The organism is Thiorhodococcus fuscus (assembly GCF_042682685.1).
GTDB classification, from domain to species: Bacteria; Pseudomonadota; Gammaproteobacteria; order Chromatiales; family Chromatiaceae; genus Imhoffiella; species Imhoffiella fuscus.
This window is the reverse complement of the sequence record NZ_JBHUHX010000038.1, coordinates 19,588-44,466: the sequence shown is the minus strand read 5'-3', so window position 1 is coordinate 44,466 and position 24,879 is coordinate 19,588. Positions and strand designations below refer to the sequence as shown.

The 24,879-nt window shown below is 63.1% G+C and carries 22 protein-coding genes; 11 read left to right on the top strand and 11 right to left on the bottom strand.

Annotated elements, in window-relative coordinates:
- Positions 1–516: 516 nt before the first annotated feature.
- The 5 genes from ACFSJC_RS13585 to ACFSJC_RS13565 form a co-directional block, all read right to left on the bottom strand.
- Complete coding sequence (locus ACFSJC_RS13585) at positions 517–1,248, bottom strand: thioesterase II family protein (protein WP_386027478.1); 732 nt, start codon at positions 1,246–1,248, stop codon at positions 517–519.
- Positions 1,245–2,384, bottom strand: coding sequence for a prohibitin family protein (locus tag ACFSJC_RS13580; protein WP_386027476.1), 1,140 nt, complete (start codon positions 2,382–2,384; stop codon positions 1,245–1,247). Before ACFSJC_RS13580 ends, ACFSJC_RS13585 begins: the two co-directional genes overlap by 4 nt.
- Positions 2,372–4,096 carry an ATP-binding cassette domain-containing protein gene (locus tag ACFSJC_RS13575; RefSeq protein WP_386027475.1) on the bottom strand — a complete coding sequence of 575 codons (1,725 nt, stop codon included), beginning with the start codon at positions 4,094–4,096 and terminating at the stop codon, positions 2,372–2,374. Before ACFSJC_RS13575 ends, ACFSJC_RS13580 begins: the two co-directional genes overlap by 13 nt.
- 137 nt (positions 4,097–4,233) lie before the next feature.
- Entirely contained in the window at positions 4,234–4,446 is a 213-nt protein-coding gene (locus tag ACFSJC_RS13570) for a hypothetical protein (RefSeq protein WP_043750496.1), read from the bottom strand.
- A gap of 11 nt (positions 4,447–4,457) precedes the next feature.
- The gene (locus tag ACFSJC_RS13565) at positions 4,458–4,952 is read right to left on the bottom strand and encodes a DUF697 domain-containing protein (protein WP_386027474.1); all 495 of its coding nucleotides are present in this window, start codon (positions 4,950–4,952) and stop codon (positions 4,458–4,460) included.
- A 247-nt stretch (positions 4,953–5,199) separates the two neighbouring features.
- Here ACFSJC_RS13565 and ACFSJC_RS13560 point away from each other — a divergent pair, with 247 nt between their 5' ends.
- A complete protein-coding gene (locus tag ACFSJC_RS13560) occupies positions 5,200–5,877 on the top strand; it encodes a 4'-phosphopantetheinyl transferase family protein (protein ID WP_386027472.1) in 678 nt (225 codons plus the stop codon).
- 48 nt (positions 5,878–5,925) lie between these two features.
- Here the strand turns inward: ACFSJC_RS13560 and ACFSJC_RS13555 are convergent, their stop codons facing one another.
- Positions 5,926–6,636, bottom strand: coding sequence for a class I SAM-dependent methyltransferase (locus tag ACFSJC_RS13555; protein WP_386027471.1), 711 nt, complete (start codon positions 6,634–6,636; stop codon positions 5,926–5,928).
- 290 nt (positions 6,637–6,926) lie between these two features.
- Here ACFSJC_RS13555 and ACFSJC_RS13550 point away from each other — a divergent pair, with 290 nt between their 5' ends.
- The 3 genes from ACFSJC_RS13550 (at position 6,927) to ACFSJC_RS13540 (ending at position 11,719) form a co-directional block, all read left to right on the top strand.
- Positions 6,927–8,030 (top strand): efflux RND transporter periplasmic adaptor subunit, encoded by a 1,104-nt coding sequence (locus ACFSJC_RS13550; protein ID WP_386027469.1) that lies wholly within the window; start codon positions 6,927–6,929, stop codon positions 8,028–8,030.
- 9 nt (positions 8,031–8,039) lie between these two features.
- Entirely contained in the window at positions 8,040–11,120 is a 3,081-nt protein-coding gene (locus tag ACFSJC_RS13545) for an efflux RND transporter permease subunit (RefSeq protein ID WP_386027468.1), read from the top strand.
- Positions 11,121–11,284: 164 nt separating this feature from the next.
- Positions 11,285–11,719 carry a phosphate-starvation-inducible protein PsiE gene (locus ACFSJC_RS13540; RefSeq protein WP_386027467.1) on the top strand — a complete coding sequence of 145 codons (435 nt, stop codon included), beginning with the start codon at positions 11,285–11,287 and terminating at the stop codon, positions 11,717–11,719.
- An 18-nt stretch (positions 11,720–11,737) separates the two neighbouring features.
- On the opposite strand, the gene ACFSJC_RS13535 is transcribed toward ACFSJC_RS13540, so the two are convergent.
- Positions 11,738–12,646 carry a complex I NDUFA9 subunit family protein gene (locus ACFSJC_RS13535; protein WP_386027466.1) on the bottom strand — a complete coding sequence of 303 codons (909 nt, stop codon included), beginning with the start codon at positions 12,644–12,646 and terminating at the stop codon, positions 11,738–11,740.
- A gap of 182 nt (positions 12,647–12,828) precedes the next feature.
- On the opposite strand from ACFSJC_RS13535, the gene ACFSJC_RS13530 reads away from it, so the two are divergent.
- The gene (locus ACFSJC_RS13530; RefSeq protein WP_386027464.1) at positions 12,829–13,626 is read left to right on the top strand and encodes a sulfite exporter TauE/SafE family protein; all 798 of its coding nucleotides are present in this window, start codon (positions 12,829–12,831) and stop codon (positions 13,624–13,626) included.
- Positions 13,627–13,730: 104 nt separating this feature from the next.
- Here ACFSJC_RS13530 and ACFSJC_RS13525 read toward each other — a convergent pair whose 3' ends face one another.
- Together ACFSJC_RS13525 and ACFSJC_RS13520 are read right to left on the bottom strand one after the other, a co-directional pair.
- Entirely contained in the window at positions 13,731–14,336 is a 606-nt protein-coding gene (locus ACFSJC_RS13525; protein WP_386027463.1) for a hypothetical protein, read from the bottom strand.
- Positions 14,337–14,441: 105 nt separating this feature from the next.
- A complete protein-coding gene (locus ACFSJC_RS13520; RefSeq protein WP_386027462.1) occupies positions 14,442–16,358 on the bottom strand; it encodes a transglycosylase SLT domain-containing protein in 1,917 nt (638 codons plus the stop codon).
- A gap of 62 nt (positions 16,359–16,420) precedes the next feature.
- Between ACFSJC_RS13520 and ACFSJC_RS13515 the strand changes: the two genes are divergently transcribed.
- From ACFSJC_RS13515 to ACFSJC_RS13490, 6 genes are all read left to right on the top strand, one after another.
- Positions 16,421–16,753: a hypothetical protein gene (locus ACFSJC_RS13515; RefSeq protein WP_386027460.1), complete on the top strand. Its 333-nt coding sequence runs from the start codon at positions 16,421–16,423 to the stop codon at positions 16,751–16,753.
- 95 nt (positions 16,754–16,848) lie between these two features.
- Positions 16,849–17,634 (top strand): AmmeMemoRadiSam system protein B, encoded by a 786-nt coding sequence (gene amrB, locus ACFSJC_RS13510; RefSeq protein WP_386027458.1) that lies wholly within the window; start codon positions 16,849–16,851, stop codon positions 17,632–17,634.
- On the top strand, positions 17,621–18,229 hold the full coding sequence (amrA, locus tag ACFSJC_RS13505; RefSeq protein ID WP_386027457.1) for an AmmeMemoRadiSam system protein A: 609 nt from the start codon (positions 17,621–17,623) through the stop codon (positions 18,227–18,229). The genes amrB and amrA overlap by 14 nt, the downstream gene beginning before the upstream one ends.
- A gap of 126 nt (positions 18,230–18,355) precedes the next feature.
- The gene (locus ACFSJC_RS13500) at positions 18,356–18,868 is read left to right on the top strand and encodes a prepilin-type N-terminal cleavage/methylation domain-containing protein (RefSeq protein WP_386027456.1); all 513 of its coding nucleotides are present in this window, start codon (positions 18,356–18,358) and stop codon (positions 18,866–18,868) included.
- 6 nt (positions 18,869–18,874) lie between these two features.
- Positions 18,875–21,715, top strand: coding sequence for a putative bifunctional diguanylate cyclase/phosphodiesterase (locus ACFSJC_RS13495; protein WP_386027455.1), 2,841 nt, complete (start codon positions 18,875–18,877; stop codon positions 21,713–21,715).
- A 13-nt stretch (positions 21,716–21,728) separates the two neighbouring features.
- Entirely contained in the window at positions 21,729–22,748 is a 1,020-nt protein-coding gene (locus ACFSJC_RS13490) for an alpha/beta hydrolase (RefSeq protein ID WP_386027454.1), read from the top strand.
- A gap of 148 nt (positions 22,749–22,896) precedes the next feature.
- Here the strand turns inward: ACFSJC_RS13490 and amrS are convergent, their stop codons facing one another.
- Both amrS and mtgA read right to left on the bottom strand, forming a co-directional pair.
- Positions 22,897–23,988 carry an AmmeMemoRadiSam system radical SAM enzyme gene (amrS, locus tag ACFSJC_RS13485; protein WP_386027453.1) on the bottom strand — a complete coding sequence of 364 codons (1,092 nt, stop codon included), beginning with the start codon at positions 23,986–23,988 and terminating at the stop codon, positions 22,897–22,899.
- A 103-nt stretch (positions 23,989–24,091) separates the two neighbouring features.
- Positions 24,092–24,787 carry a monofunctional biosynthetic peptidoglycan transglycosylase gene (mtgA, locus tag ACFSJC_RS13480; RefSeq protein ID WP_386027452.1) on the bottom strand — a complete coding sequence of 232 codons (696 nt, stop codon included), beginning with the start codon at positions 24,785–24,787 and terminating at the stop codon, positions 24,092–24,094.
- Positions 24,788–24,879 lie beyond the last annotated feature (92 nt).

Genomic DNA, 24,879 nt, shown 5'->3' with positions numbered 1-24,879 from the left:
TTGCAAAAGGCTTCAAAGATAAATCTGACCGCCTAAAGGCGGTGGTTTTAACCCTGCTTCGGACAATAAATTGCAGCTCTCAAACTTTCAGCAGCAGAAGGGTATTGCGAGTCATAAAATAACTCTTGAAATTGCACCTCGTCTCTGTGAACCCGTACCCACCAACCATGCATCTTAGAATAATCGTATCTTGTTATACCCATAGGTATATGAAAGTTCTCGGGGTCACCAAGAGCTTTTTCTAATGTATCCTCCAAATATTGGTCATCAAATATCGTCATCCTTAATTACACTAACAATTGATTATACCGTTTCCGTGTAAATTACCACGTTTCGAGAGAAGTTGACGCACTTACCCATCACTTGGAACCATATCTTCCGTTTATCCTGCTTCCGAGACTGTGAACACAGAAAGGGGAATCTGCCCGCCCCTTCCGCCCTAGCTTTGCAGTGCAGGCCGGCTCTCCGCTACCCACATGCTGCAGTCCCCTGGCATCGGCCGTCAATGAGTTGGTTTCACAGAGCCTTTGCGCCAACCGCCGATCCATCCAACACCTTGCGCAGACCTTTCTCGACGGCAGCGAGCACGGCCATCGGCTGATCGCGGAGAAAGAAATGACCGTCGTCGATCAGGATCTGCTCGAAGCTCTCCTCCGTGGCCTGCCGCCACTCGCTCATCGCCGGAGGAGTCGCGACCGGATCCTGGCGGCCGGACAGAACCACCAGCGGCACGGGCAAGGTCCTGCCCTCCTCGGGAGGCGAATAGGTTTCGACCAGGCGGAAATCCGCCCTCAGCACCGGCAGGAAGGTCTCCCAGAGTTCGGGATGCTGATCGAAGGGGAATCGGTGCGGATCGTAGGCCCGCAGCCGCTCGCGCATGGCGGCCTCGTCGAGGCGATGCAATGGATGGGTGCGTTCGCGCCACGCGGGCAAGGTGGCCGAGACGAAGAGGCAGACCGGTAGGGATCGGCCCTCCAGGAAACGGCGTCGAGCGAGCGCGTAGGCGACGCATCCGCCGAGCGAATGGCCGAACAGTGCATAGGGACGGCGCAGCACATCCGGCAGGGCAGCCTCGAGCCAGTCGAGCATGGGATCCATCTCGCGAAACGGCGTCTCGTTGAATCGCGTCTCGCGTCCCGGGGGACAGACGGCATGCAGACGGACACCCATCCGGGGAGCCTCCTTCTCCCAGGGCCGGAACACATTGGCGCCCCCTCCGGCATAGGGCAGACAAATCAAATCGATCATGGCTGCTCGATCGGTACACCTCGGGATTGAGTCGGCTGGCTCTTCTCGGACGGAATATCGCCGGCCCGATCCGCCGGGTCCGTGGGAGTGGCCGGAGGATTCCCGGTCCCGAGATCGGAACCATCGGGATTCGAGACCGGCTGGCTGGGATCTGGTGCCTCTCGCGTCTCCGGCAGGGATGGATCCGGGATCTTCCCATCGAAGATATCGGGAACCGCCGCTTGATCTGGCCCCATCTCCGCTGGGAGTTCGGTCCTGGTGTCGAGGATCAGAGGCAGACCGTTCGCCGAGTTGCCGATGACCACCACCTTGGTGTTGTTGGACTCGGCCAGCTTGAGCGTCGCCTCGATCCCTCTCCAGCGCAGATAGCTCTCGGAAATGGCCGGTGTGACGATCTCCTGGAAGCGACGGATACCCTGGGCCTCGATGGCCTTGCGGTCGCTCTCGTACTTTTCGCGCTGGGCGCGAAAGGCATACTCCTGGACCTTCTGCGCCTGCTCCAGCTTCTGTTCGATCGCGGCGCGCAACTGAGGCGGCAGCTTGACGCGCTTGATGAGGACATCCTCGAGATTGATGAGATTGTCGTCGTCGGCCTCGGTCGCCCGGTGCGATCCGATGCCGTTCGGATGGTTCTGAGACACGATATCCCGGTAGATCTCGTCCTGAACCGAGCCGCGCTCGACGCTGAACAGCTTGTCCGCGTCGTGCCGCGCGATCACCTCCCGGGCCACCGATCCGACGACTGGAATCAGGAGCGTATTCAGATAGTTCGGCCCGATGTTCTCGTTGAGCTCGACGATTCCGGCCCGTTGCGCGCGCCAGCGGAAGGTCAGGGTGATCTCCAGGTGCAGGCCGTCGCGCGACACCACCTCGTAGGCCTGATCGCTCGACTGCAGCCTGACGTCATAGGTGTAGAACTTGTCCCACGGCAGGATGATGTGCAGACCTTCGGACATGGGGCCGAGCGAACGGCGCTCGCCCCCCCAGAACAGACGGTGCCAGACGATGCTCGCGTGTCCGACCGGCGTCGTGAAGACCATCCGGTTCCAGAGGATGATGACGGCGAAGACCATGACCAGGACGGTAAAGGCCATCCCGTTGGTCAGACGTCGTCTTCGCTTGCTCACTGTCGCCATGCTTCGCCGTCCTCGGTGATGCGTCCTTCGGCCATATGCAGCCGGCGGTCGCAGCAGTCGAAATAGCTGTCGTCGTGCGTGACCGCCAGTATCGTCAGACCTTCCGCCTTCAGGCGGGGCAGGATCTCATGATAGAAGCGTCGGCGTGTCGCGGGATCCTGATCCGCCGCCCATTCGTCGAGCACCAGGATCTGACGCTGCTCGGCGAGCGCCAGGGCCAGCCCCACGCGTTTCTTCTGGCCGGTCGAGAGTGCATTGGCGTCGATGAAGCCGAGATCGTCGCCGAGCTTGTGACGAATGTCGAACTCGACCAGCCACTGCTCCAGGCGTTCGAGACCGGCATCGTCCAGGCCATAGGGATGCTGGAAGACATGGAAATCGGAGAAGACGCTCGCGAAGAGATTGCGGTAGGACTGCGGTGGATAGTGCGCCAGACGTTCGCCATTGAGCCGCATGGCGCCCTCGTGACGCGGATAGAGACCCGTGATGATCCGCAGCAGCGTCGTCTTTCCGGAGCCGTTGCCGCCGGTGACGAAGAGGATCTCGCCCTTTTGCAATTGCAGATCGATGTCGCGGATCGAAAAGCCGTTCTCGCCGGCATGCGAATAGGACAGGGATTCGAGCCTCAGTTCCTGGAACGCGGGAACGCGGCCGTTGGAGCGATCGGAATCGTGCCGATCGGCGAGCGCCTCGACTCGGTCCTGAAAGGCGCCGATCTCGGCGAGCGCGAAGCGTGCCGTGGTGACCTGCTGAAAGGTCTGGACGACGCTGCTGATCGGCCCCAGCAGGAAGATGACCGCAACGACGATGCGAGAGATATCGGTCTGCTCCACGCCGGTGATGAGGGGTAGGACGAAGACGACGGCGCCGGCCATCAGATAGGAGGCCGAGTTGCCGGTCGCCAGCATGGATGCGAAATGGGCCGCCGCGTTGCTGCGGCACATGGCCAGTTCCTCGGAGCGCTCGATCATGTCGTTCTGGAACGCCGAGCGCTTGTCGGGATTGAGGCGAAGTTCCTTCTTGCCCCGCACCAGACCTTCGGCCAGGTCGCGAAAGGCCTCCTCCGAGCGGACGGCCAGCGACAGATCCTCGTCGAGACGACTCCGGCTCGCCAGAAAACCCATCACCGTCACGGCGACCACGATGGTGGTCAGGGCCGCGGCCATCGGCGAGAGGATCACCAGGTATCCAAACATGAACACCAGGAGGACGACGCCCTCGACGCCGGCGACGATCGGGACGAGCGTCTGCGACAGGGTTCCGTAGTGGGCGCCGATCCCGTCGATGACGCTCCGCAGACCGAGCGCCTGGACGTCTTCGAGCGAGAGGCGCAGTACGTTCCGGGTCGTCGACAGACGACGCTCGTGCAGGGCGAGTTCGATCGCCTGGGTCGCCTCGCGGATCAGGTAGTTCTGGGACCAGCGATAGATGACGAGCAGTGCCAGGAAGCCGAAGGCGATCAGGTCCGAATAGCCGTGGTATTCGACCTCGCGCGCCTCGGCATTGAGCAGCAGCAGAACGGTGGTCCCGCAGACCGCGGACAGCAGCGCGACCAGGGAGAGATTCAGGATACCGCCATCGTCCAGTCCGCCGATCAGACCCCGCCAGACCCCGGGACGTCGCTTCCGGGCGCGCGTCCCCACCTCGCCGAAGAGTGCGAGCAGGCGGTCACCGAGTGAGGCCGAGCCTTCGGCCCTATCTTCCCGGCGCATGCCGCGGACCAGCCGTTGCGCTGAATTCGATCATGGGGACGGATCTCGAAGGGTTCGTCGGCCGATCGGCCGTCGACCCTGCGCTGGAGAGATGGACGCTCGGCGATCGCCTGGTCACCACCGAGGCGATCCGGCGCCTATCGTTTGCGGGCTTGACGAGGGGGCATCGGCGACTTGGCACTTCCCTGCATATCCTTCGGGCTCGTGAGCAATACCACCAATGCCATCACGATCGGGGAGATCATCAGCGACAGCAGAAAGGTTCCTGAGAAGCCAATGATCCGATCCCGGCCCAAGACACCGACATAGACGCAGAATGCGACATAGAGGATGACCAGGATCAGATACATGGTCCGGGCGGCTACTTGGACTTGGCGGAGTCGAACTCCTTCTTGAGATCGTCCTTGACGGCATCGACGCTGAAATCGCCGATCGAGCCACCGCCCTCGAAGTGGCGGACGAATATCTTGCCGATCGCATAGGTCGCGGCGGCGGCGAAGGCGGCCAGACCGGCGCTGCCGAGCAGCGTGCCCGACATGGGGATCACCTTCAGCGAAGAGCCCAGCAGGCTGGCGCTGATCGCGGCCGGGGCCAGGGTGCCGAGCAAGGCCGAGATCAGGCCCTTCAGGGTCTCCTTGTCCGCGTCCTCTCCGTAGGCGGCGGCCAGGCGGCGCACCATCTCGACCTGAACCGCGCCGATGGCGAGCAGATCGAGATAGGGAACGGGGACGACGGCCGCCGCAGCAGACCAGCTCACCGAGGACGAAATGATCTTGGATACGCGGTCTTGATGACTGACATTCTCTGGCGTTTCAGCCTGGACATCTTCAGTGGTCGGATTCGCTGCGGTAACCATTGGCGGAACCTCTCGGCGGAATGACTGGGATGAATGAACTGGGCTGGGTCAGTCGGGAGTATAGCAGTGGGAATATTTTTGGCGGCCTAATTCGCCCGTCTTTTCGTGTGTGACCGCGACGGCCAAGTCCTGTAAAACGACCGATGACCGCAGCGCGGACCAATGCATCACCAAAACGCATAGCGACTTCACAAAAACATGATTCTATTAGTCTTTCAAACCAAAAAAGAGCACATTTTTTTCGACCATGCCCACACTGCCTAGCGCCCACGCCCTTGCCCTCAGACTGGCGGATGCCCTCGTCGACGGCAAAGTGGCTCTTGCGGCAGCCGATCCGCGTCAACGTTACGCGCTCTTCCACCCCGAGCGCGCGGCCATCCGCCATGCGGTTCCCAAAAGGGTGAACGAGTTCTCTGCTGGACGTGCTGCAGCCCGTCTTGCGCTCTCGGAACTCGGCGTTCCGGCCACCACGATACCGATGGGTTCCGACCGCGCACCGATATGGCCACCCGGCATCCGAGGATCCATTACGCATTCTTCGGACACCTGCCTGGCAGCCGCCGCATGGGACTCCGACATCCGATTGCTTGGACTTGACGTCGAGCCGGATCGGCCGCTTGAAAGCGATCTCGTGCCCATGGTCTGCACGGATGCAGAGCGAACCTGGTTGGCCACGAAAACCATGCCGGGTCGTTACGCCAAGTTGATCTTCAGCGCCAAGGAATCGGTCTACAAGGCCCAATACCCCCACAGCCGAACCCTTTTCGGCTTCGAGACGCTCAACGTCGAGGTGGACATCGCTCGCGATCGATTCGACGCCATCTTCCGCGAAGAGGTCCCTGGGTTCTCCTTAGGGACCAAGATCGCGGGACGTTTCCTGATCGATTACGGATTAATCGTGACGGCGGTTGTTGAACCGACCTGATGGAGATCGCCGCACCCGGCCCCTACAGAGGCACCGGACCGAAGCGTATCAACCGATCCGGCGCAGCAGATCCACCCGGTGCGGTTTGAGGAAGCGTGCGCCCGCTGGGGTGAGATGGCGCTCGAAGGCAGCGCGCACTTCGGCGATCCGGGCCTCATCGAGATTGAAGTCGCTGTGCGTGACCTGGATAAAGCGAGCGGCGAAGGCATCCCAATCCGCGTAAACGCCCTCGGCCTCGTAAAAGACTTCACGCTCCGAGGCAAAGAGCCCCCGTTCGACCGCGCCCGTCAAGGCCCCGAACGCCGCCTCCCGGACTTCGCGTTCGTCGTTGACCAATCGCATCAGTTGATTGAAATCGCCGGCATAAACGGGTTCTGTGACATAGAGCAGCCCGCCCGGAACCAGCACCCGATGAATCTCGGCAAGCGCCCGGTCCATGAGCGCGCAAGGAACGTGATGCAGCGATTTGAACATGAACACCAGATCGTAGCTGCCATCCGGATCGGCGATCGCCTCGGCCCCGCCATAGCGGAATGTCACGTTGGGAAGATCCGCAACGGCCAAATTCTTTTCGAGCTGAATGCGGTCCACCTCGGTCGCCGTGATGTCGCCGGCCCCGAATCGGGTGGCAAGCATCCGAGTCATCCAAGCCGCGCCGCATCCCAGCTCCAGAATTCGGCGTCCACGCACATCCACCAGTTCTTCCATGACATCCGCCTCATCGCAACGGCGATAGGCCATCGGGTCGTTGATTCGCATCACAGGCGTCTCCAATCGTTTGAAACCAGCCGATGTCCCCGCCGTGGCCATCGCCCTTCGCTCGACCAAGACAGCCCGCGAATCTAAGCCTTATACTATGGCCTCTTTCGCAGGGATCGGCGACTTGGCCACACCCATGCCACGCGGGCTCATGACGAGAACTCGGACAGTGTCCCACCATTCGCATTTCGCGTCCGCCCGCCAGCCAAGGCTCACGCCGCCCCGGCATCGAGCCCTGCCAAGTCGACTCGCCCCCCACTCTTCACCGCATCCAGAGGCACTGAGCACGCATGTTTGCCCGGCTCTCGCTCGTTCTGATCCTTCTGGCCGCACTTGTCGGCGGTCTGTCCTTTCTGAAATACACCCAGATCCAGAAACAGATGGCCCAATTCTCGACGCCGATGCCGCCCCCGACGGTATCCGCCGCGACGGTCGTGGCCAAGACCTGGGAACCGACCCTGAGCGCCGTCGGCACGGTGAAGGCCGTGCAGGGTGTCTCAGTCAACAATGAGGTCGCCGGACAGGTCAAGTCGATCCTGTTCGCGTCCGGCGCCGAGGTCGAGAAAGGTACACTCCTGGTTCAGCTCGACGACGACGTCGACCGGGCCGACCTGGAGGGACTGGTCGCCGCCGAGCGCCTCGCCGAGATCAAGCTGAAGCGCAACACCAGTCTGCTCCGCGACCGCGCCGTGGCCCAAGGCGATGTGGACGAGACCACCGCGCAGCTCGACCAGGCGCGGGCGCTCGTCAAGGCCAAACAGGCAGTCATCGATCAGAAGCAGATCCGTGCGCCCTTCGCCGGTCAGCTCGGCATTCGTCAAATCGACCTCGGACAGTATCTCGCAGAGGGATCGACGATCGTCTCGCTGGTGGCGCTCGATGTCGTCTATGTCGACTACGCACTGCCCGAGCGCGACCTGCCGCAACTCGTGCTCGGACAATCGGTACGCATCCAGGTCGCCGCCCAGCCCGACCATGTCTTCACGGGTCGCATCGAGGCGATCAGCCCCAGCCTCGACAAGATGACCCGCAACGTCTCGATCCGGGCGCGCTTCGACAACCCGGAGCATCTGCTGCGCCCGGGGATGTTCGCCCGCACCACCACGGTGCTGCCGGCCGAGAAACGCACGCTCGTGATCCCGCGCCAGGCCGTGACCTTCAACACCTACGGCGACTCGGTCTTCCTGATTCAGGACACGGACGGCAAGCCCAAGGTACAGCGTCGCCAGATCCGTACCGGCGCGGTCCGCGACGACGAGGTCGTGATCCTCGACGGACTCGCGGAAGGCGATCGCGTCGTCTCGGCCGGTCAGGTCAAGCTGACCAACGGCCAGGAGATCGCGATCCAGGACGAGACCGCGCCCAGCGCGGCCGATCAACCCCAGCAGCCGTAGCCGAACGCGATGAAATTCACCGACATCTTCGTCCATCGCCCCGTACTGGCGAGCGTGGTGAGCCTGCTGATTCTAGTGCTCGGCATTCGCTCCTTCCTCGACCTGGAGGTTCGCCAGTATCCCGAGACCAAGAACACGGTCGTCACCGTCACCACCGCCTATCCCGGTGCGAGCAGCGACCTGGTCCAGGGCTTCATCACCCAGCCACTGCAGCAGGCGATCGCCGAGGCCGACGGCATCGACTTTCTCTCATCCACCAGCTCGGCGGGCGTCTCGGTCATCGAGGCCAACATGCGCCTCAACTACGACCCCAACGCCGCCGTCGCCGAGATCCAGGCCAAGGTCGCCAGCCAGCTCAACGTCCTGCCCGAGGCCGCCCAGAACCCGGTGATCGACTCGACCACGGGCGACAGCACGGCGCTCATGTACCTGGCCTTCTACAGCGAGGAGATGGAGCTGCCCCAGATCACGGACTATCTGATCCGCGTGGTCCAGCCCCAGTTGCAGGCGGCCCAGGGCGTGGCCAAGGCCGAGCTGTTCGGCAACAAGACCTTTGCCATGCGCATCTGGCTGGACCCGGCACGCATGGCCGCGTTCAAGGTGACCGGACAGGAGGTCGCCGAGGTCCTGCAGACCAACAACTATCTGGCGGGCCTCGGACATACCCAGAGCAACATGGTCCAGATCGATCTTTCGGCGACGACCGACGTCAGCCAGGTCGAGGACTTCCGTCGACTGGTGATCCGCGAGGAAGGCGGCGCGCTGGTGCGGCTGGAAGACATCGCCGACATCGAAATGGGCGCGGCCGATTACGACTCGACCACCCTCTACAAGAGCATCCCCGCCATCTTCATCGGCATCGAGCCGGCCCCGGGGTCCAACCCGCTCGATGTCGCCAAACGCGTCCACGACCTCATGCCCACGCTGGAGGCCGGCTTCCCCGAAGGGTTGAAGGCCTCCGTCGCCTACGACGCCAGCGAATTCATCCAGCAATCCATCGACGAGGTTTTCAAGACCCTCGCCGAGGCGGTGCTGATCGTGCTGCTGGTGATCTTCCTCTCGCTCGGCTCGCTGCGTGCGGCGCTCATTCCCTCGGTTGCGGTGCCGCTGTCGATCATCGGCGCCGGATTCCTGATGCTGCTGATGGGCTTCTCCATCAACCTGCTGACCCTGCTGGCGATGGTGCTGGCGATCGGCCTGGTGGTGGATGACGCCATCGTCGTGGTCGAGAACGTGCATCGCCATCTGGAGATGGGCAAATCCAAACACCAAGCGGCGATCGATGCGGCACGCGAGCTGGCACTGCCCATCATCGCCATGACCACCACGCTGATCGCGGTCTATGCCCCGATCGGCTTCATGGGCGGTCTGGTGGGCTCGCTCTTCATCGAATTCGCCTTCACACTCGCCGGAGCCGTTCTGGTTTCCGGGATCGTCGCGCTCACACTCTCGCCCATGCTCTCGGCCGCAGCGCTGCGCGGCAGCGGTCAGCAGGGGCGCTTCGAACAGGCGGTCGAGCGTTTCTTCCATGGGTTGTCCAACGGCTACCGGCGCCTGCTCCACGGCTGGCTCAAATTTCCCAGCGCCACCATCCTGGTCGCGATCGTCGTGCTGCTGGCCATCTATGGCATGTACACCATGACCCAGAAGGAACTGGCCCCGACCGAGGACCAGAGCATCCTCTTCTTCATGGCGACCTCGCCGCAAACCGCCACCATCGACTACAACCAGCGTTACGTCGGTCAGATGCGGCCGATCTTCGAGTCCTTCCCGGAATACTACGAGAGCTTCATCCTGGTCGGCTTCGGCGATTCGACCACGACCTTCGGCGGCTTCAAGATGCCGCCGTCCGACAAGCGCAGCCGCTCGCAGATGGAGGTCCAGCCCCAGCTGCAGGGGGCCATGTCCCAGATCACGGGACTCGACACGGTGGTCTTTCCGCTGCCGAGCCTGCCGACTCCCGGAAGCGGCATGCCGATCGAGTTCGTCATCCTGTCCGATCGCAGCTTCGACGAGCTCGGTGAGCTTTCGGACCAGCTGCTCGGCAAGGCGATGGGAAGCGGGAAATTCATGTTCCTGATGAAGGACGTCAAGCTGGAGCGTCCCCGAACCGTCTTGGATGTGAACCGCGACCTGGCGGGCGACCTCGGCATCGACATGCGGACCCTGGGCACCAGCCTCTCGTCGATGCTCAACGGCGATTACGTCAACTGGTTCAGTCTGGAGGGACGCAGCTACAAGGTGATCCCGCAGGTGAAGCAGGACTATCGCGGCGACATCAAGCGGGTGCTGGACTATCAGATCCGCACCGCCAGCGGCGATCTGGTCCCGCTCAGCGCCCTGATCGACACCCATGATCTGGTCGAACCCTCTAAGCGGACCCAGTTCCAGCAGCTCAACGCGGTGACCCTCTCGGGCGTCATGACGCCCGGCATGACCCTTGGCGACGCCCTGAGCTATCTGGAACAGGAGGCCAGAGACATCTTTCCGCGCGGCACACGCATCGACTACAAGGGAGAGTCGCGCCAATACAAGACCGAAGGCTCCGCCCTGGAGGTGACCTTCTTCCTCTCGATTCTGGTCATCTATCTGGTGCTCGCCGCCCAGTTCGAGAGCTGGCGCGATCCCTTCGTCATCCTCATGTCGGTGCCGCTCTCCATCGCCGGGGCCATGGCCTTCCTCTTCCTCGGGTTCGCAAGCGTCAACATCTACACCCAGGTCGGGCTCATCACCCTCATCGGACTCATCGCCAAGAATGGCATTCTCATCGTCGAGTTCGCCAATCAGCTGCGCGAGAAGGAAGGGCTGTCCAAGCACGAGGCGATCGAGCAGGCCTCGGAGACCCGGCTGCGCCCCATCCTCATGACCACGGTCGCCATGCTGGTAGCGATGGTGCCGCTCCTGACTGCGGGCGGACCTGGAGCCGTGAGCCGCTTCGACATCGGTCTGGTGATCATCACCGGGCTCGGCATCGGCACCGTCTTCACGCTCTTCGTGGTCCCGGCCTTCTATCTGCTGCTCTCGCCGGCCCAGCAGCGGGCGACGGACGCGATCGAAAAGGCAAACCCGACGCTCCGCCCCCAGGAATAAGGGATAGGGGCATGGATGCCCACCGATGAATCGAACCCCCGAACGGGGCTCGAAAGCGATAGACAGGACGGTTCAGGATCGACAGGATGGATCGAGAATCCGAGCTTCGGTCCTTCCATCTCTAACGAGCCATCGTCCTTGAATCGACGACGAGGAGCCGCGCGATGCAATCACGACCCAGAATCGACCGCTGGCTGTCCATTCTCTTCCATTACATCGAGAAGTTCGTCCTGGTCATCGTCGGCGGTCTGGCGCTCGTCGGTATCGGGCAGCTCATGTTCGGGATCTATCAGCATGGCGAGGTCAGGCTCGAAGACCTGTTGCTCATGTTCATCTTCATCGAGATCATGGCGATGGCAAACGTCTATTTCGTCCGCCGCGCCGTGCCCTTCACCTACCCCATGTTCATCGCCGTGACCGCGCTCTCCCGGCTCATCGTGCTGCAAGGCAAGAACATCGCCCCCGAGAACCTACTCTACGAGAGCGGCGCCATCGTGCTGGTGAGCATGGCCATCCTCATCATCCGGTACAGCCGCGCCTTCAGCGAAGACGACACGGCCGAGGAGAAAGAAACCAGCGATGACCGGCACGATCGATGATCGCGCGCCCCTGACCCATCATTTGAGATAAGCGGGCACCACCGCGTCGATGTCGGTCGCCGTCAATCCGAGCTCGGCCAAACCCTTGGTGCGGCAGACGCTATCCACCTGGAGCGAAAGATAGTTGTCCATGGTAAAGGGCTTGCCGGGCAGAACCTGGAAGACCTTGGCCTGAATCCGGGCCGCACCATCGCTCAACGGAATCACTCGAACCGGGCGGCCGATCCGCTCTCCGGTATAGACGACCAGATCGCGCAGTGAGAAGACGCGCGGACCGCAGAGTTCATAGAACTTGCCGTAGGTGGACGGATCGTCGAGCGATTTGACCATGGCCTCGATCACGTCACCGACATAGACGGGGGCGAATCTGGATTCGGCGCAGGCCAAGGGAAAGGGTCCGGGCAACAGATGCAGAAGACGCGCGAAACGATTGAAGAAGCTGTCGCCGCGTCCAAAGATCACCGAGGGTCGAAAACTCGTGACGGCCAGGCCCCGAGCGGCGGCGGCGTGCGCCATGGCCTCGCCGCGCCCCTTGGTGCGCAGATACTCGCTCGGTCCTTTCTCGGCATCGGCATTGAGCGCGCTCATCTGCAGAAAGCGACCGACACCGGCATCGAGGGCGGCCTGGGTCGCGTGCTCGACGAGCCTGACGTGCGACGCCTCGAAACCGCGCCCAGAGCCCGGATTGAGGATTCCGACCAGATTGATCAGGGTACCGCACCCGTCCATCGAGCGGGCCAGACCCTCGCTCGACCAATCCCGAAGCTCGACGATCTCGCAGTTCGGAATCAGACGCAACGCCCGAAAACGATGGGGGTGTGCCGTTGCGACCCGAGATCGAATGCCGGCACGCGATAGACGGTTCAACAGATGTTGACCGACGAAGCCGGTCCCGCCAAGAACAAAGACGCGATTCGTGTGATTCATTGGATTCTGTTATCGATGGATGCTGTTTCCGATCGCCTTTTTCACCCATCAGATGGATACCCGACCGGCCTAGGGACACCCCCCAGATGAGGCGCTCGATTGCGAAGTGTCGCGTATTATAGCCACCAGCTCGCAAACCACCCTCATCCGTCCGAACCCTAAGGCTCGATCGTCTCTGAAACATGTCCCCCATCGAACTTTCCGCCTACATTCTCATCGGCGCATTCTCCGGACTCCTCGCCGGCCTCTTCGGGGTCGGCGGCGGTGCCGTCATCGTTCCGGCGCTGATCCTCGTCTTCGGCCATATCGCCATCGGTGGCGACTGGGTCCCGCATCTCGCCGTCGGCACTTCGCTCGCGACCATCATCGGCACCGGCGCGGCCTCGGCACGCGCCCATCATCGGCGCGGAGGCGTCCGCTGGGAGCTCTTCGCCAAACTGGTTCCCGGCATCGTGATCGGCGTCTGGATCGGCGCGGCGGTGGTTTCCTGGATTCCAGCCGACTGGCTCAAACGGCTCTTCGCCGTTTTTCTCGCCCTGGTGGGAAGCCGCATGCTGCTGAGCCAATCGAAAAACGCTCAGACCCGCCCAATGCCCGGCATGCCCGGACTCCTGGCCGCCGGAGGCGGTATCGGTCTGTTCTCATCGCTGGTCGGCATCGGCGGAGGGACCCTGACCGTCCCCTTTTTGAACAGCCGGGGGATCGACATGCGTCAGGCGGTCGGCACCTCGGCGGCCTGCGGTCTACCGATCGCCATCGCTGGGGCTATCGGATTCGTACTGGCCGGATGGGGACGTGAGGGGCTGCCGCCGCTGGCCACCGGATTCGTCTATTGGCCGGCGGTCCTCGGGATGCTGCTCGCCAGCATGCCCACGGCACCCTGGGGCGCGCGACTGGCCCACCGGCTCCCGGTCAAGACGCTGAAACGGCTGTTCGGCGTGCTGCTGCTACTGATCGCGACGGACCTCGCCTTCGGGTAAGGCAGCTACCAGCTACCAGCTACCAGCTACCAGCTACCAGCTACCAGCTACCAGCATGAGGATAGCGGCTGGCGGCTGGCGGCTGGCGGCTGGCGGCTGGATAATCAATGCCCAAGCAGCAAACGCCGATAGAGAAAGACCTGGCCGCTCGGATCGCGTAGCGCCAAGCGGCCCTGGTCGAGCGCGTACTCGAAGGTCTGAGTGAAATTCTGCTGCCGGTTGGTCAGCTCGACGCGCCCGTCGAGAACGCGGATATCGCCGTCGATGTGTGGGTTGCAGACGGAATAGATCCGATAGAGGGCTCCCTGCACGATCAGGAGCCCGCCCTGATTGTCCTCCCACACCCCCTCCAGGGGGCCAGGCGTCCAATTCGAGCCGGCTTCTTGTCCCGACGTCATCATGCCCCGATAGGCGCGATCCGCCATCCGCGTCATGTTGGCCGCCGCGCCCTGCGCCGGGTTGCCGCTCCCAGGCCAGGAACCGAACGCGGACGGCCATCCGTCGACGCTGGGCGGCGTCGGGTAGCCAGGCGTTCGTGCCCCACCGGCCGCATCGTTGAACCCCATGCTTTCCATCATGCGCGCGATGGCATGGGCCATCGCCTGGGCTGGCGTCTCGTCCGCCGCCACCCAACCGGTCGCACCCAGCCCAAAGAGACAGGCCAAGAGCAGATGGGGCCGAAACCGGTGAGCGAGACGCGGGATGATCATCAGGATGGAACCAGAAAGCGAGAGGTCAGGGGTGCGGCATCGATCGCCCAGCGGACGCGAGCGCGGAGGACGAAGTCTAGCAGATGGGACCAGGATCCCAGTCATTCAGCGGCTGGAGTTCCGCCGAAACGCGGCGCCGGGTATTGGCGGCAGGAGATCGCTCGCACGCCTGATGTCGAGGCCCAGACGGGCGGCGTAGATGATCCGGTAGGTCAGCACGCGTTCGACGTAGCCTCGGGTCTCGGCGAATGGGATCTCCATGATCCAAAGGTCGGCGTCCATGCAAGACTCAGGCAGCCACTGGGCGACGCGCCGAGGTCCGGCATTGTAGGCCGCCGTCGCCAGGGCCGGATGACCGAAACGATCGCGCATCTGAGCCAGATAGGTGCTGCCCAAAACGATGTTGAGGGCCGGATCGAGTAGATCCCAACGCGAGGGCGCATCCAGCTCCAGCGAGGCGGCGACCTCGCCCGCCGTCTCGGGCATCAGCTGCATCAATCCGATGGCGCCGACCGGAGAGGCCACGGTTCGGGCGAAGACGCTCTCCTGGCGCAAAATGGCGAAGACCCAGTCCGGCTCGATGCCGATCTGCCAGGACTGGTCCAGCACCTCCTCGCGGTATTCGAGCGGAAAGCGCAGCTCCAAATCGTCCCAGTATCCGGTGCGGGCGAGCGTGAAGACGGCCTGGTCGTGCCAGCGCCTGACATCGGCGATGAAGGCTGCGGCCATCAGGTCCGCCTCGTCCATGTCCGCCGTTAGGGTACGCCATTCGCGACGAATGTCGGTCTCGCGACCGAGTCGTTCCAGTTCGCTGATCCGTCGATAGGCCGGAGTCAGCAGGATGCGGCGAATGCGTTCCGGCTCGGCCGGCGTCGGTCGGTGCGACAGATTGTAGGACTCCCCGACCCGATCGGCAGCCAGGAATCCCCAGAGACTGCGCTGGCGCGCCGCCTGACGGAAGCCGGCCAAGGCCGCCTCCGTGCGTCCGAGCTGCGCGTCCGCCCGCGCCTGCCAATAGAGCCAGCGATCGCGCTTGACCTCGCTGTCCGGCATGCGCGCGACCCATTTGGCCAACCAGTCCCAGGCCCTCAGAGCGAGGGCGGCACGCAGTCGCGCTTCCTGCTGGGACAGGTTGGATGTCGTCGCGACGAGGTGGTCCCAATAGAGAAGTCCTAGCCGATCCCCTTGGCTGGCGAGCGCACGGCCGACAGCGGCATAGGCCGAGGCGGCCGATGCCGGATCGGCGTCGAGCAACGCGCGCCAGCGATCGATCGCCCGTGCTGCGTCGCGCGGCGAGGATTTCACCAAGCGGAGGATGCCCCGAACCAGAATGGAAACCGAAGATGCCCGCTCGGCCGGACTCCACGCGGGATCCAGAATCCGACTCGGATCGCGATCGACCTCCAACCATTGCTGCGGCCAGACGCGTTCCGCTTCCGGCAGCAATCCGGCGAGATAGCGCACCAGGCCGCGATTCCCGGCCACCATCGCCAGGGTCAGACGCTGTCGAATGCGCTCGGGGGTCAGCCAACCCGCATCGCTCCAGGCAGCGAAGACGGGGTCGCACTCGGATGGGCGCGAATCGCCGAAGCCCCAGACTCGGTCGACCGCGGGTCGGGTCTCCCCGACCCGCCCGACCTCGACGAGCGCGCGCAGATAGAGACACTGGCGCGCCACGGAGTCCTCGGACCGATAGACCCGGACATAGTCCGACCAGCGATCGGCCTTGGCCAGCCGTGCCAGATAGGCGCGACGCAACCGCTCGGCCAACTGGGTATCCGGATACGCCTCCAGAAAGGACTCGATGTCGGCGTCCGAGGCGCCGTCGAGATCGCGCGTAAGCTCGGCGAAGCGCAGGTAGGGATAGAGCGGATAGGTCTTGAGCGTATCGGACAGACGCGCGAACTCGGCCCGATCGCCGCGCTTCAGGGCCGACTCGGCGGCGAGGAAATCCTGGCGCTGATCGGCCCGGGCCAACCCGGCGACGAAGATCGAGACGCAGGCCAGCACAAGGGGTAGCATGTCACGGCGTCGAAGACTCACGGCAAGATCAAGACTCAGGTTAAGACAGGAGGGTGCAACCCATGCGAACGACCATTATCGCACTGGTTTTTCTTTTAGTCGGCGCGGCCGTCGGCGGCGTGCTCGCGATCGGGTTCGGCGCCGGCATGGGCGCGGCGGGTGGTCTGGTGATGGGCGCCCAGGCCGGCGTCTGCCTCGCCGCAGACACCGCCAAGAAACAGGGCCTGGGCGATCCCGAGGCACTGAACGCAATCATCATGCAGTCGATCGCCGCCATCCGGACCAAGGCGGCCGCAGTTCCCAACGAGGCTGGAATGGAGTGGATCAAGGACGCAGAGGGTTGCGCAACGCTCCTCGACAAATTCTCGGACGGCCCCAAGCCAAGACCCGAGTAGTCGGATCCTGCAGCAGCCGACCTCTCCACACAGATCAGAACCCCAGGAACCCACGCGAGCGCATCGATCACAAGTCCAAGCTGGAGGCGAAATCCATGTCCCAGATTCGGCAACCTGCGGTGGCCAACCGCTTCTATCCAGGTGACGCCCAAGAGTTGGGCGTCATGCTGGATGCTTACCTGTCCAGCGACCGAGCCGGTGCCCAGCCGCCAAAGGCATTGGTCGTCCCGCATGCGGGCTACATCTACTCCGGCCCTATCGCGGCCAGCGCCTACGCGACGCTCAGGCCCGTCCGCGACGCCATACGGCGCGTGGTACTCCTAGGTCCAAGCCATCGCCTACCGTTTCGAGGGCTGGCGGCCAGCATGGCCAGCGATTTCGCGACCCCTATCGGTCTCGTCCGACTCGATCGCGCGGCGATCGACGCCGCACTGGAGCTGTCCCAAGTCCAACCGCTGGAGGCCGCCCACACCTTCGAGCACAGCCTGGAAGTCCAGCTCCCCTTTCTGCAGCGGGCGCTCGGCGATTTCACGCTGGCGCCCTTCGTGGTCGGCGAGGCGACCCCGGAATCGGTCGCCGAGGTGCTGGACGCTCTTTGGGGTGGTCCAGAGACACTGATTCTCGTCAGCTCGGACCTGAGCCATTATCTGGATTACGAGACCGCAAACCGACTGGACCACCAGACATCGACCGCGATCGAAGCGCTCGACCCGAACGGGATCGGCCCAGACCGGGCCTGCGGCCACGCTCCATTGCGGGGGCTTCTCACCCTCGCCAAACGACACGGACTGCGGGCCGAGACCCTGGATCTGCGCAACTCGGGCGATACGGCCGGCTCACGCGACCAGGTGGTGGGATATGGCGCCTATGCACTCAACTGATCCACAGCACCCCGAAGGCGAATCGAACCGCTACGACGCCGACCTGCGGGCATCGCTGCTCGGAGTGGCCGCGCATTCCATCGCCCATGGACTGGAACAGGGCGTCGCGCTGCGGCCGGAGCCGGAAGCCTATCCCGAGGCATTGCGCGAACCGCGCGCCACCTTCGTCACACTGCAGATCGCGGGGGATCTGCGCGGCTGCATCGGGGCGCTGGAGGCGCGTCGTCCGCTGGTCGTCGACGTGGCCCACAACGCCTTCGCCGCCGCCTTCGAGGATCCGCGCTTTACCCGTCTGCGCCCCAGCGAATTCGCCCAGCTGGAGCTCCACATCTCCGTCCTGACGCCGCCCGAGCCGCTCGCATTCGACTCCGAATACGACCTGCTGCGCCGGATCCGGCCCGGCCGCGACGGGCTCATCCTGACAGCAAACGGTCATCACGGGACCTTCCTGCCCTCGGTCTGGGAGCAGCTTCCCGACCCCGCCGACTTTCTCGCGCATCTCAAACGCAAGGCCGGACTGCCGCTCGGATACTGGTCGGCCGACATCCAGGTCTCGCGCTACGGCACCGAATCCTTCGGGGGCCGCGCCGCTTGAGCCGCTCTGCCGCCACGCATTGAGGAAAATAACGGAAACCGAGCGTGGATCCGTGAACGACCACGCATCGACAACCCGTAACAATGCCGTACAGTTCCGCAACCTCAGATCCCAGCAGTAAACCCGATGCCAAACGACTTACCACAGACCGCGTTCCTGGGGTTTCTGATCATCCCTCTCATCCGTGCACGCAGCCATGGTTTCACACTGGTCGAACTGATGCTCACCGTTCTGATCGTCGCCATCCTGACCTCCATTGCCATGGCCTCCTACTCGCATCTCATGCAGAAGACGCAATTCGAGCAGGCCAAATCGGACATGGTGCAGATCGAATCGGCCATGGAGCGCTTCTACGTCGCCAACCAGCGTTATCCGGACGATCTCGCCGAACTCGGTGGCGGATTCGACAGCCTGCTCGATCCCTGGGGCAATCCGTATCAGTACCTCAACATCGCCAAGACCAAGGGGAAGGGAAAGCTCCGCAAGGATCACAACCTGGTCCCGCTCAACACGGACTACGACCTCTATAGCATGGGCGCGGACGGTCGCAGCGCCTCTCCGCTGACCGCCAAGATCAGCCGGGACGACATCGTGCGGGCCAACAACGGCGGATATTTGGGATTGGCTTCGGATTACTGAGCGGCCATGAAGATCGAAATGGAGTTCCTGCGTAGCCGGGTCGCCCGCAGGGTCTTTTTCCTGTTCATCGTCTCGGCCCTGGTTCCGGTGGTCTCACTGTCCATTCTCGCCTACGATCAGATCCTGTCGCTCCTCACCGAGCAGCGATACGAGCAGCTTCGACAGTCGAACAAGGAGTACGGACTCGCATTGTTCGACCGCCTGGTGTTGCTCGACAAGCAGCTCGACTGGATGAGGACGCACACCGATGGCCCCGGATCGCTGACAGACACCGGCACACGCCCGTGGAGGTCGCTGGATACACCGCACGGCTTCGAGCGCCTCTCGCTGCTGAAGGACCAATCCGCAAGCGGCACGGCCCCAGAGAGCGACGCGCTCACCCCCTTCGCGGCTGAACACACCGACCACCTGGCCGCCGGAAAGGCCGTTCTACGCACCCAGCCGCGTCACGACAGACCGCCTCTCATCACTCTGATCCGTTTGCTCGACACCCGCCATCCCGAGCGCGGAATACTGATCGGGACCATCGATCCAGACTATCTCTTCGGGGCGCCACAGGCGTTGAACCTGGAGGCTCAACTCTGTGTTATCGATCCATCGAGCCAACCGCTCTTCTGCTCCGATCCAAGGCACCCGCCCTCCCCCGAACAACTTCGGGCCATCGATCGTCCCAACGCCTGGGGACAAGACGAGCACTTGGACAAGGCGACCCTCGTCATGTCTTGGCGGCTCTTCCTCAAGCCCGAATTCGATATCTCCGGATGGACCATCTTCCACTCCCTGCCCCGGAACGTCGCCCTTGTTCCGGTCGAGCGATTCGGCACCATTTTCGTCTTCATCATCCCGCTAACGATTGCGGTCGTGGCACTGCTCAGCCTGCACCAGATCCGCAAGAGCCTGATCCCAGTGGAGCAGCTCATGGAGGGGGTGCAACGCATCTCACGCAGGATCTTCGACCAGCCCGTACGCGTCGAGAGCGGCGACGAGTTCGAGGCGCTCGCGCACTCGCTCAACCGAATGGCCGTCACCATCGACCGGCAGATCGGCACGCTCTCGACCATGGCGGACATCGATCGGCTCATTCTCTCGACCCTCAAGATCGAGGACATCGTGAGGATCGTCCTAGCCCGCATGCACGAGGTGGTGCCGCACGACCGGATCGCCATGACCCTGGTCGCAACGGACGAGAAAGACCTCAAGACCTATATCCGAGACGAACGCTTGCGCGACGAACTCAGTCTGGAACGGCATCCGGCCTCCCCCGCATGGCATCGAAGACTCGCGGCTCAGAAATATCTCCTGGTCTCCGATCACGAGGAGCTGCCCGAACAGCTGATTCCGCTCAAGCGCCAGGGAGCCTCACTGTTCCTGCTGCTGCCCGTCGTCATCAAGCAGGAGATCTCGGCGGTCATCTCGTTGGGATACACGCACGCACCGGGGCCATCGAACGAGGACATCCAGCTCGCCTGCGACTTCGCCAATCGCGTCGCAGTGGCGCTCACCAACGCGAGCTGGGAGGAACAGCTCTATTACATGGCGCACTACGACACGCTGACCGGACTGCCGAACCGCTTGATGCTCCGCGACCGTCTCCATCTGGCGCTCGCCCGCGCCGAGCGCGAACATTCGTTCGTCGCGCTGCTCTTCATCGACCTCGACCGTTTCAAGACGGTCAATGACTCGCTCGGACATCTCTCGGGCGACCTCTTGCTGCGCCAGGTCGGGGAGCGATTCGCCAGCCTGGTCAGAACGGAGGACACCATCTCGCGGATCGGCGGGGACGAATTCGTCGTACTGATCCAGCAAGGCGCCACTCCAAGAGAATCGGTCGCGCTGACCAGCGCGATCGCAGGCAAGATCATCACGGCTCTCGAGCGCCCCTTCCAGATCAACGACCGCGAGATCTTCACATCCGCAAGCATCGGTATCGCCTGCTACCCGACCGATGGCGAAACGGCGAACGATCTGCTGAAGAATGCGGACACGGCCATGTATCACGCCAAGGCGATCGGGAAGAACAACTATCAGTTCTATTCCAAGGTGCTGAACGCGGAGGCGACCGAGCGGCTGGACATGGAGAACGGACTGCGCCGAGCGCTCGAACGCGGCGAATTCGAACTCTACTACCAGCCCAAGGTGGCCACCCGAACCGGGCGTATCCTGGGGGCCGAGGCCCTCCTGCGCTGGAATCATCCCGAGAGAGGACGCGTCTCGCCCGCCCAGTTCATCCCGTTGTGCGAGGAAACTGGTCTCATCATCCCAATCGGAGACTGGATCATCCGAACCGCCTGTCTGCAGACCCTGGACTGGAGCCGGCAGGGGTACGTGGACCTCCGCATCGCCATCAATCTCTCGCCGTTACAGTTCCGCCAGCCCGACCTGATCGTCAAGGTCGCCGAGACGCTGGAAAATACCGGCATTGACCCGGCGCAGCTCGAATTCGAGGTCACCGAATCGGGGGCGATGGAGGACATGGAGAAGACCATCCGCACCCTGAACACCTTCAAGGAGATGGGCATCCATATCAGTATCGACGATTTCGGAACGGGCCATTCCTCGCTCAGCTATCTCAAGCGCTTCCCGGTCCATACGCTCAAGATCGACCAATCCTTCATCCGCAATCTCAGCACCAGCGATAAGGACGCCGCCATCGTCCGCTCCATCATCACACTGGCGCACAGCCTCCAGTTCAGCGTCATTGCCGAGGGCGTCGAGACTCAAGAGCATCTGGAGTTTCTCAGCTGCGAGGGGTGCGATGCCATACAAGGCTATTTCTTCAGCCCGCCGATCCCATCGCATGACTTCACCCGCCTGCTCCAGCAAGGCCCCATGCCGCTCACGGCCTGATCTGGTGCCCTTCATGCGAGATGACGGATCGACCGGCCGCCTTTGGGGTCAGCGCCTGATCGCCACCGCACTGCTCCTGAGCGGATGCGCCGGCCCCCAAGCGATCGAGCCCAGTGCCCGTGAGCGCTTGCCCGTGCTGCAGGCGCAGCATGCCGTTATGCCCGATGGCTACCAGCTGCCTTTGCAGATCTGGTCCGGATCGGCATCGCCATCGATCCTGGTGCTGGGGCTCCATGGCTTCAACGACTACAGCCACGCCATCGAGCCGCTCGGAGTCGACCTGGCCAAGCAGGAGATCACGACCTATGCGGTCGATCAGCGCGGATTCGGGGCCACCCGACTGGCCGGTCGCTGGCATGGGAGCGAACGGTTGGTCGAGGACGCCTGCACCCTCGTCGATCTCCTACACCGCCGCCACCCGCAAGCGGGGATCTACATCGCAGGGGAAAGCATGGGAGGCGCGGTCGCGATGCTCGCCTCCGCGCGCTGCCCGGACGACATTGCCGGACTGATTCTCATCGCCCCAGCCGTCTGGTCGCGCGATTCGATGCCCTGGTACCAGCGTCTCGCTCTGACCGCAGCCGTCCATACGGTTCCATCCATGGTGCTCACCGGACAGGGAATCCGCATTCGTCCAACCGACAATCGTGCCCTGTTGTACGCCATGTCGGCCGACCCGCTGGTCATCAAAGGGGCTCGCGTCGATGCACTCTGGGGCGTGACCGAGCTGATGGACTCTGCACGGGCGCAGGCGCCGAGCCTGGCGCTACCGACGCTCCTGCTCTACGGAGCGCGAGACGAGATCATCCCCAAGCCGGCCTTCTGCGGCATGGTCCGCGAGTTGCCGAACCGAAAGCGGATTCGGCTGGCGCTCTACCGCAACGGCTGGCACATGCTTCCGCGCGACCGCCAAGGCGCCCGCGTGCGAGCCGACATCGTCGCCTGGCTCCTCGATCCAAGCGGCGAGCTGCCATCCGGCGAGGAGACATCGCCGTCCGAATCCCGACTGAAGGACTTCTGCGCGGATCGCTGAGGCGGTTCCTGCGAACGGATATACCTATTTGGTGAGGAACGCACCGCATCGGTTGCGAAAGATGCGGCTCGCATACTCACCGCATCCTACGGGGGGATTCTTTTCTGAATATCGCCTGAGTCGCTTCGAACCGCAGACGGCCAAGGATCTACCCCATCCCCACGCCGGCGATCGGAGTCGCGCAGTCTGGGCAGTCGCCGTGGCGGACGTGATTGGCGAGAAGGTGAAAGCCGTGACGCTGAACCAACCGCTTACCGCAACGGTGGCATTGGGTATGCTCCCCACCATCGCCCGGCAGATTGCCGGTATAGACATAGCGCAGTCCGGCATGACGGCCGATCTCGACCGCGCGCTGGAGCCTGGCGATCGGCGTCGGGGGAACCCGCTGCAATTCATAGGCCGCATGGAAGCGCGAGACGTGCCAGGGAATGTCAGGAGACAGCGAGGCGATGAATGCAGCGATTTCACGAAGCTCTTCATCCGAGTCATTGACGCCAGGAATCACCAGGGTCGTGATCTCCAACCAGACGCCTAGCGCGTGATAACGCCGAATCGCATCCAGCACGGGCGCCATCTTGACCCGACTGAAATGTCGGTAGCTCTCCTCGCGGAAGAACTTGAGATCGACATTCACCGCGTCGATCACCCGGCACAGCTCGCGTTGCGGCGCCTCGTTGATGTATCCGTTGGTCACGACGGCATTGAAGAGCCCCGCCACTCGCGCCTCGCAAGCGATCGCATGGGCCAGCTCGTAGTAGATGGTCGGCTCGGTGAAGGTATAGGCGATGGTGCGCGCGCCCGCGTTGCGGGCCGCCCGCACGACTTGCGCTGGCGTCACCCCATCTCCCGGAATCCGATCGGTCAGCCGCGCGACATCCGGGCAGATGACATCCAAATCCCCGGATTTCTCTCTCTCAGACCCAATCCGCGTCGGCAGCGCCTCGCGCGGCCATTGCGAGATCTCCCAGTTCTGACAGAAATTACAGCGCAGATTGCAACCCAGGGCGGCGACTGAATAGGCGGTCGAACCCGGATAGAAATGAAAGAGCGGCTTTTTCTCGATCGGGTCCAGTGTGCGGGCAATGACACGGTCGGCGACCAGGCTGTAAAGCCGACCGCCGCTGTTGTAGCGCACCGCACAGACACCACGTCCACCCTCGGCGATCACGCAGTCGTGCGGACAGAGCCGACACTGCACCCGAGCCTGTTCGAGTCGATCGTAGAAGCGGGCCTCTTGCATCGCGGCGACCTCCGAATCTGGTGTAGTGACTGGCCTGGGCCGACACGCTCTGTTTTCATCCATCCTAACACCCGCACCACAGGTGCTGGACAGGATCGCGCCGTCAAAGCGTGGAGAGATAACGCGGGCCGCCCAGGTTGTTCATTTGACGACGGATCCAACCGGCGCGCTTCTCGACCCAGGCGCTCGGCCGGTCGACACGATAGCGAACGGGATTGGGCAGTACGGCGGCGAGCAGGGAGGCCTGCTGGGCGCCGATCGCCTGAGCCGGGCGGTCGAAATACTGCCAACTGGCGGCACCGACGCCGAAGGTGTTCGGTCCGAATTGGGCAATGTTGAGATAGACCTCGAGAATGCGCTGTTTCGACCAGAGGGTCTCGATGAGGAAGGTGAACCAAGCCTCCAACCCCTTGCGCACATAGTCGCGACCGGACCAAAGGAAGAGATTCTTGGCGGTCTGCTGGCTGATGGTGCTGGCTCCGCGCAATGTGCCGCCCGACTCGAAACGCTCCAGTGCGCGGCGGATCTCGACCAGATCGAATCCGTGATGCCGAGGAAAGCGCTGATCCTCGGCCGCAATGACGGCCAGGGCCATTTCAGGCGGAATGCGGGACCAATCGACCCATTCATAGCGAACCCGAGCGTCCTCGATCGTCCCCATCCGCCCAGCCAGCCAATGCTGCAGCATGAACGAAGAGGTCGGCGGATCCAGCCAACGCAGTGTCCCGACCGACAGCACCGAAAGGGCCAGGAAAAGCCCCACCAACCATCCAGTCCACCGCAACAGCTTGCGCAACACGCCCCCTCCTCTGCTTGTCGCCACCAAAGGCGTATGATAACGACCTAAATGCATGGTTCTGCAGCCGACGCTCAGCGACCCGCTTTCAGCCA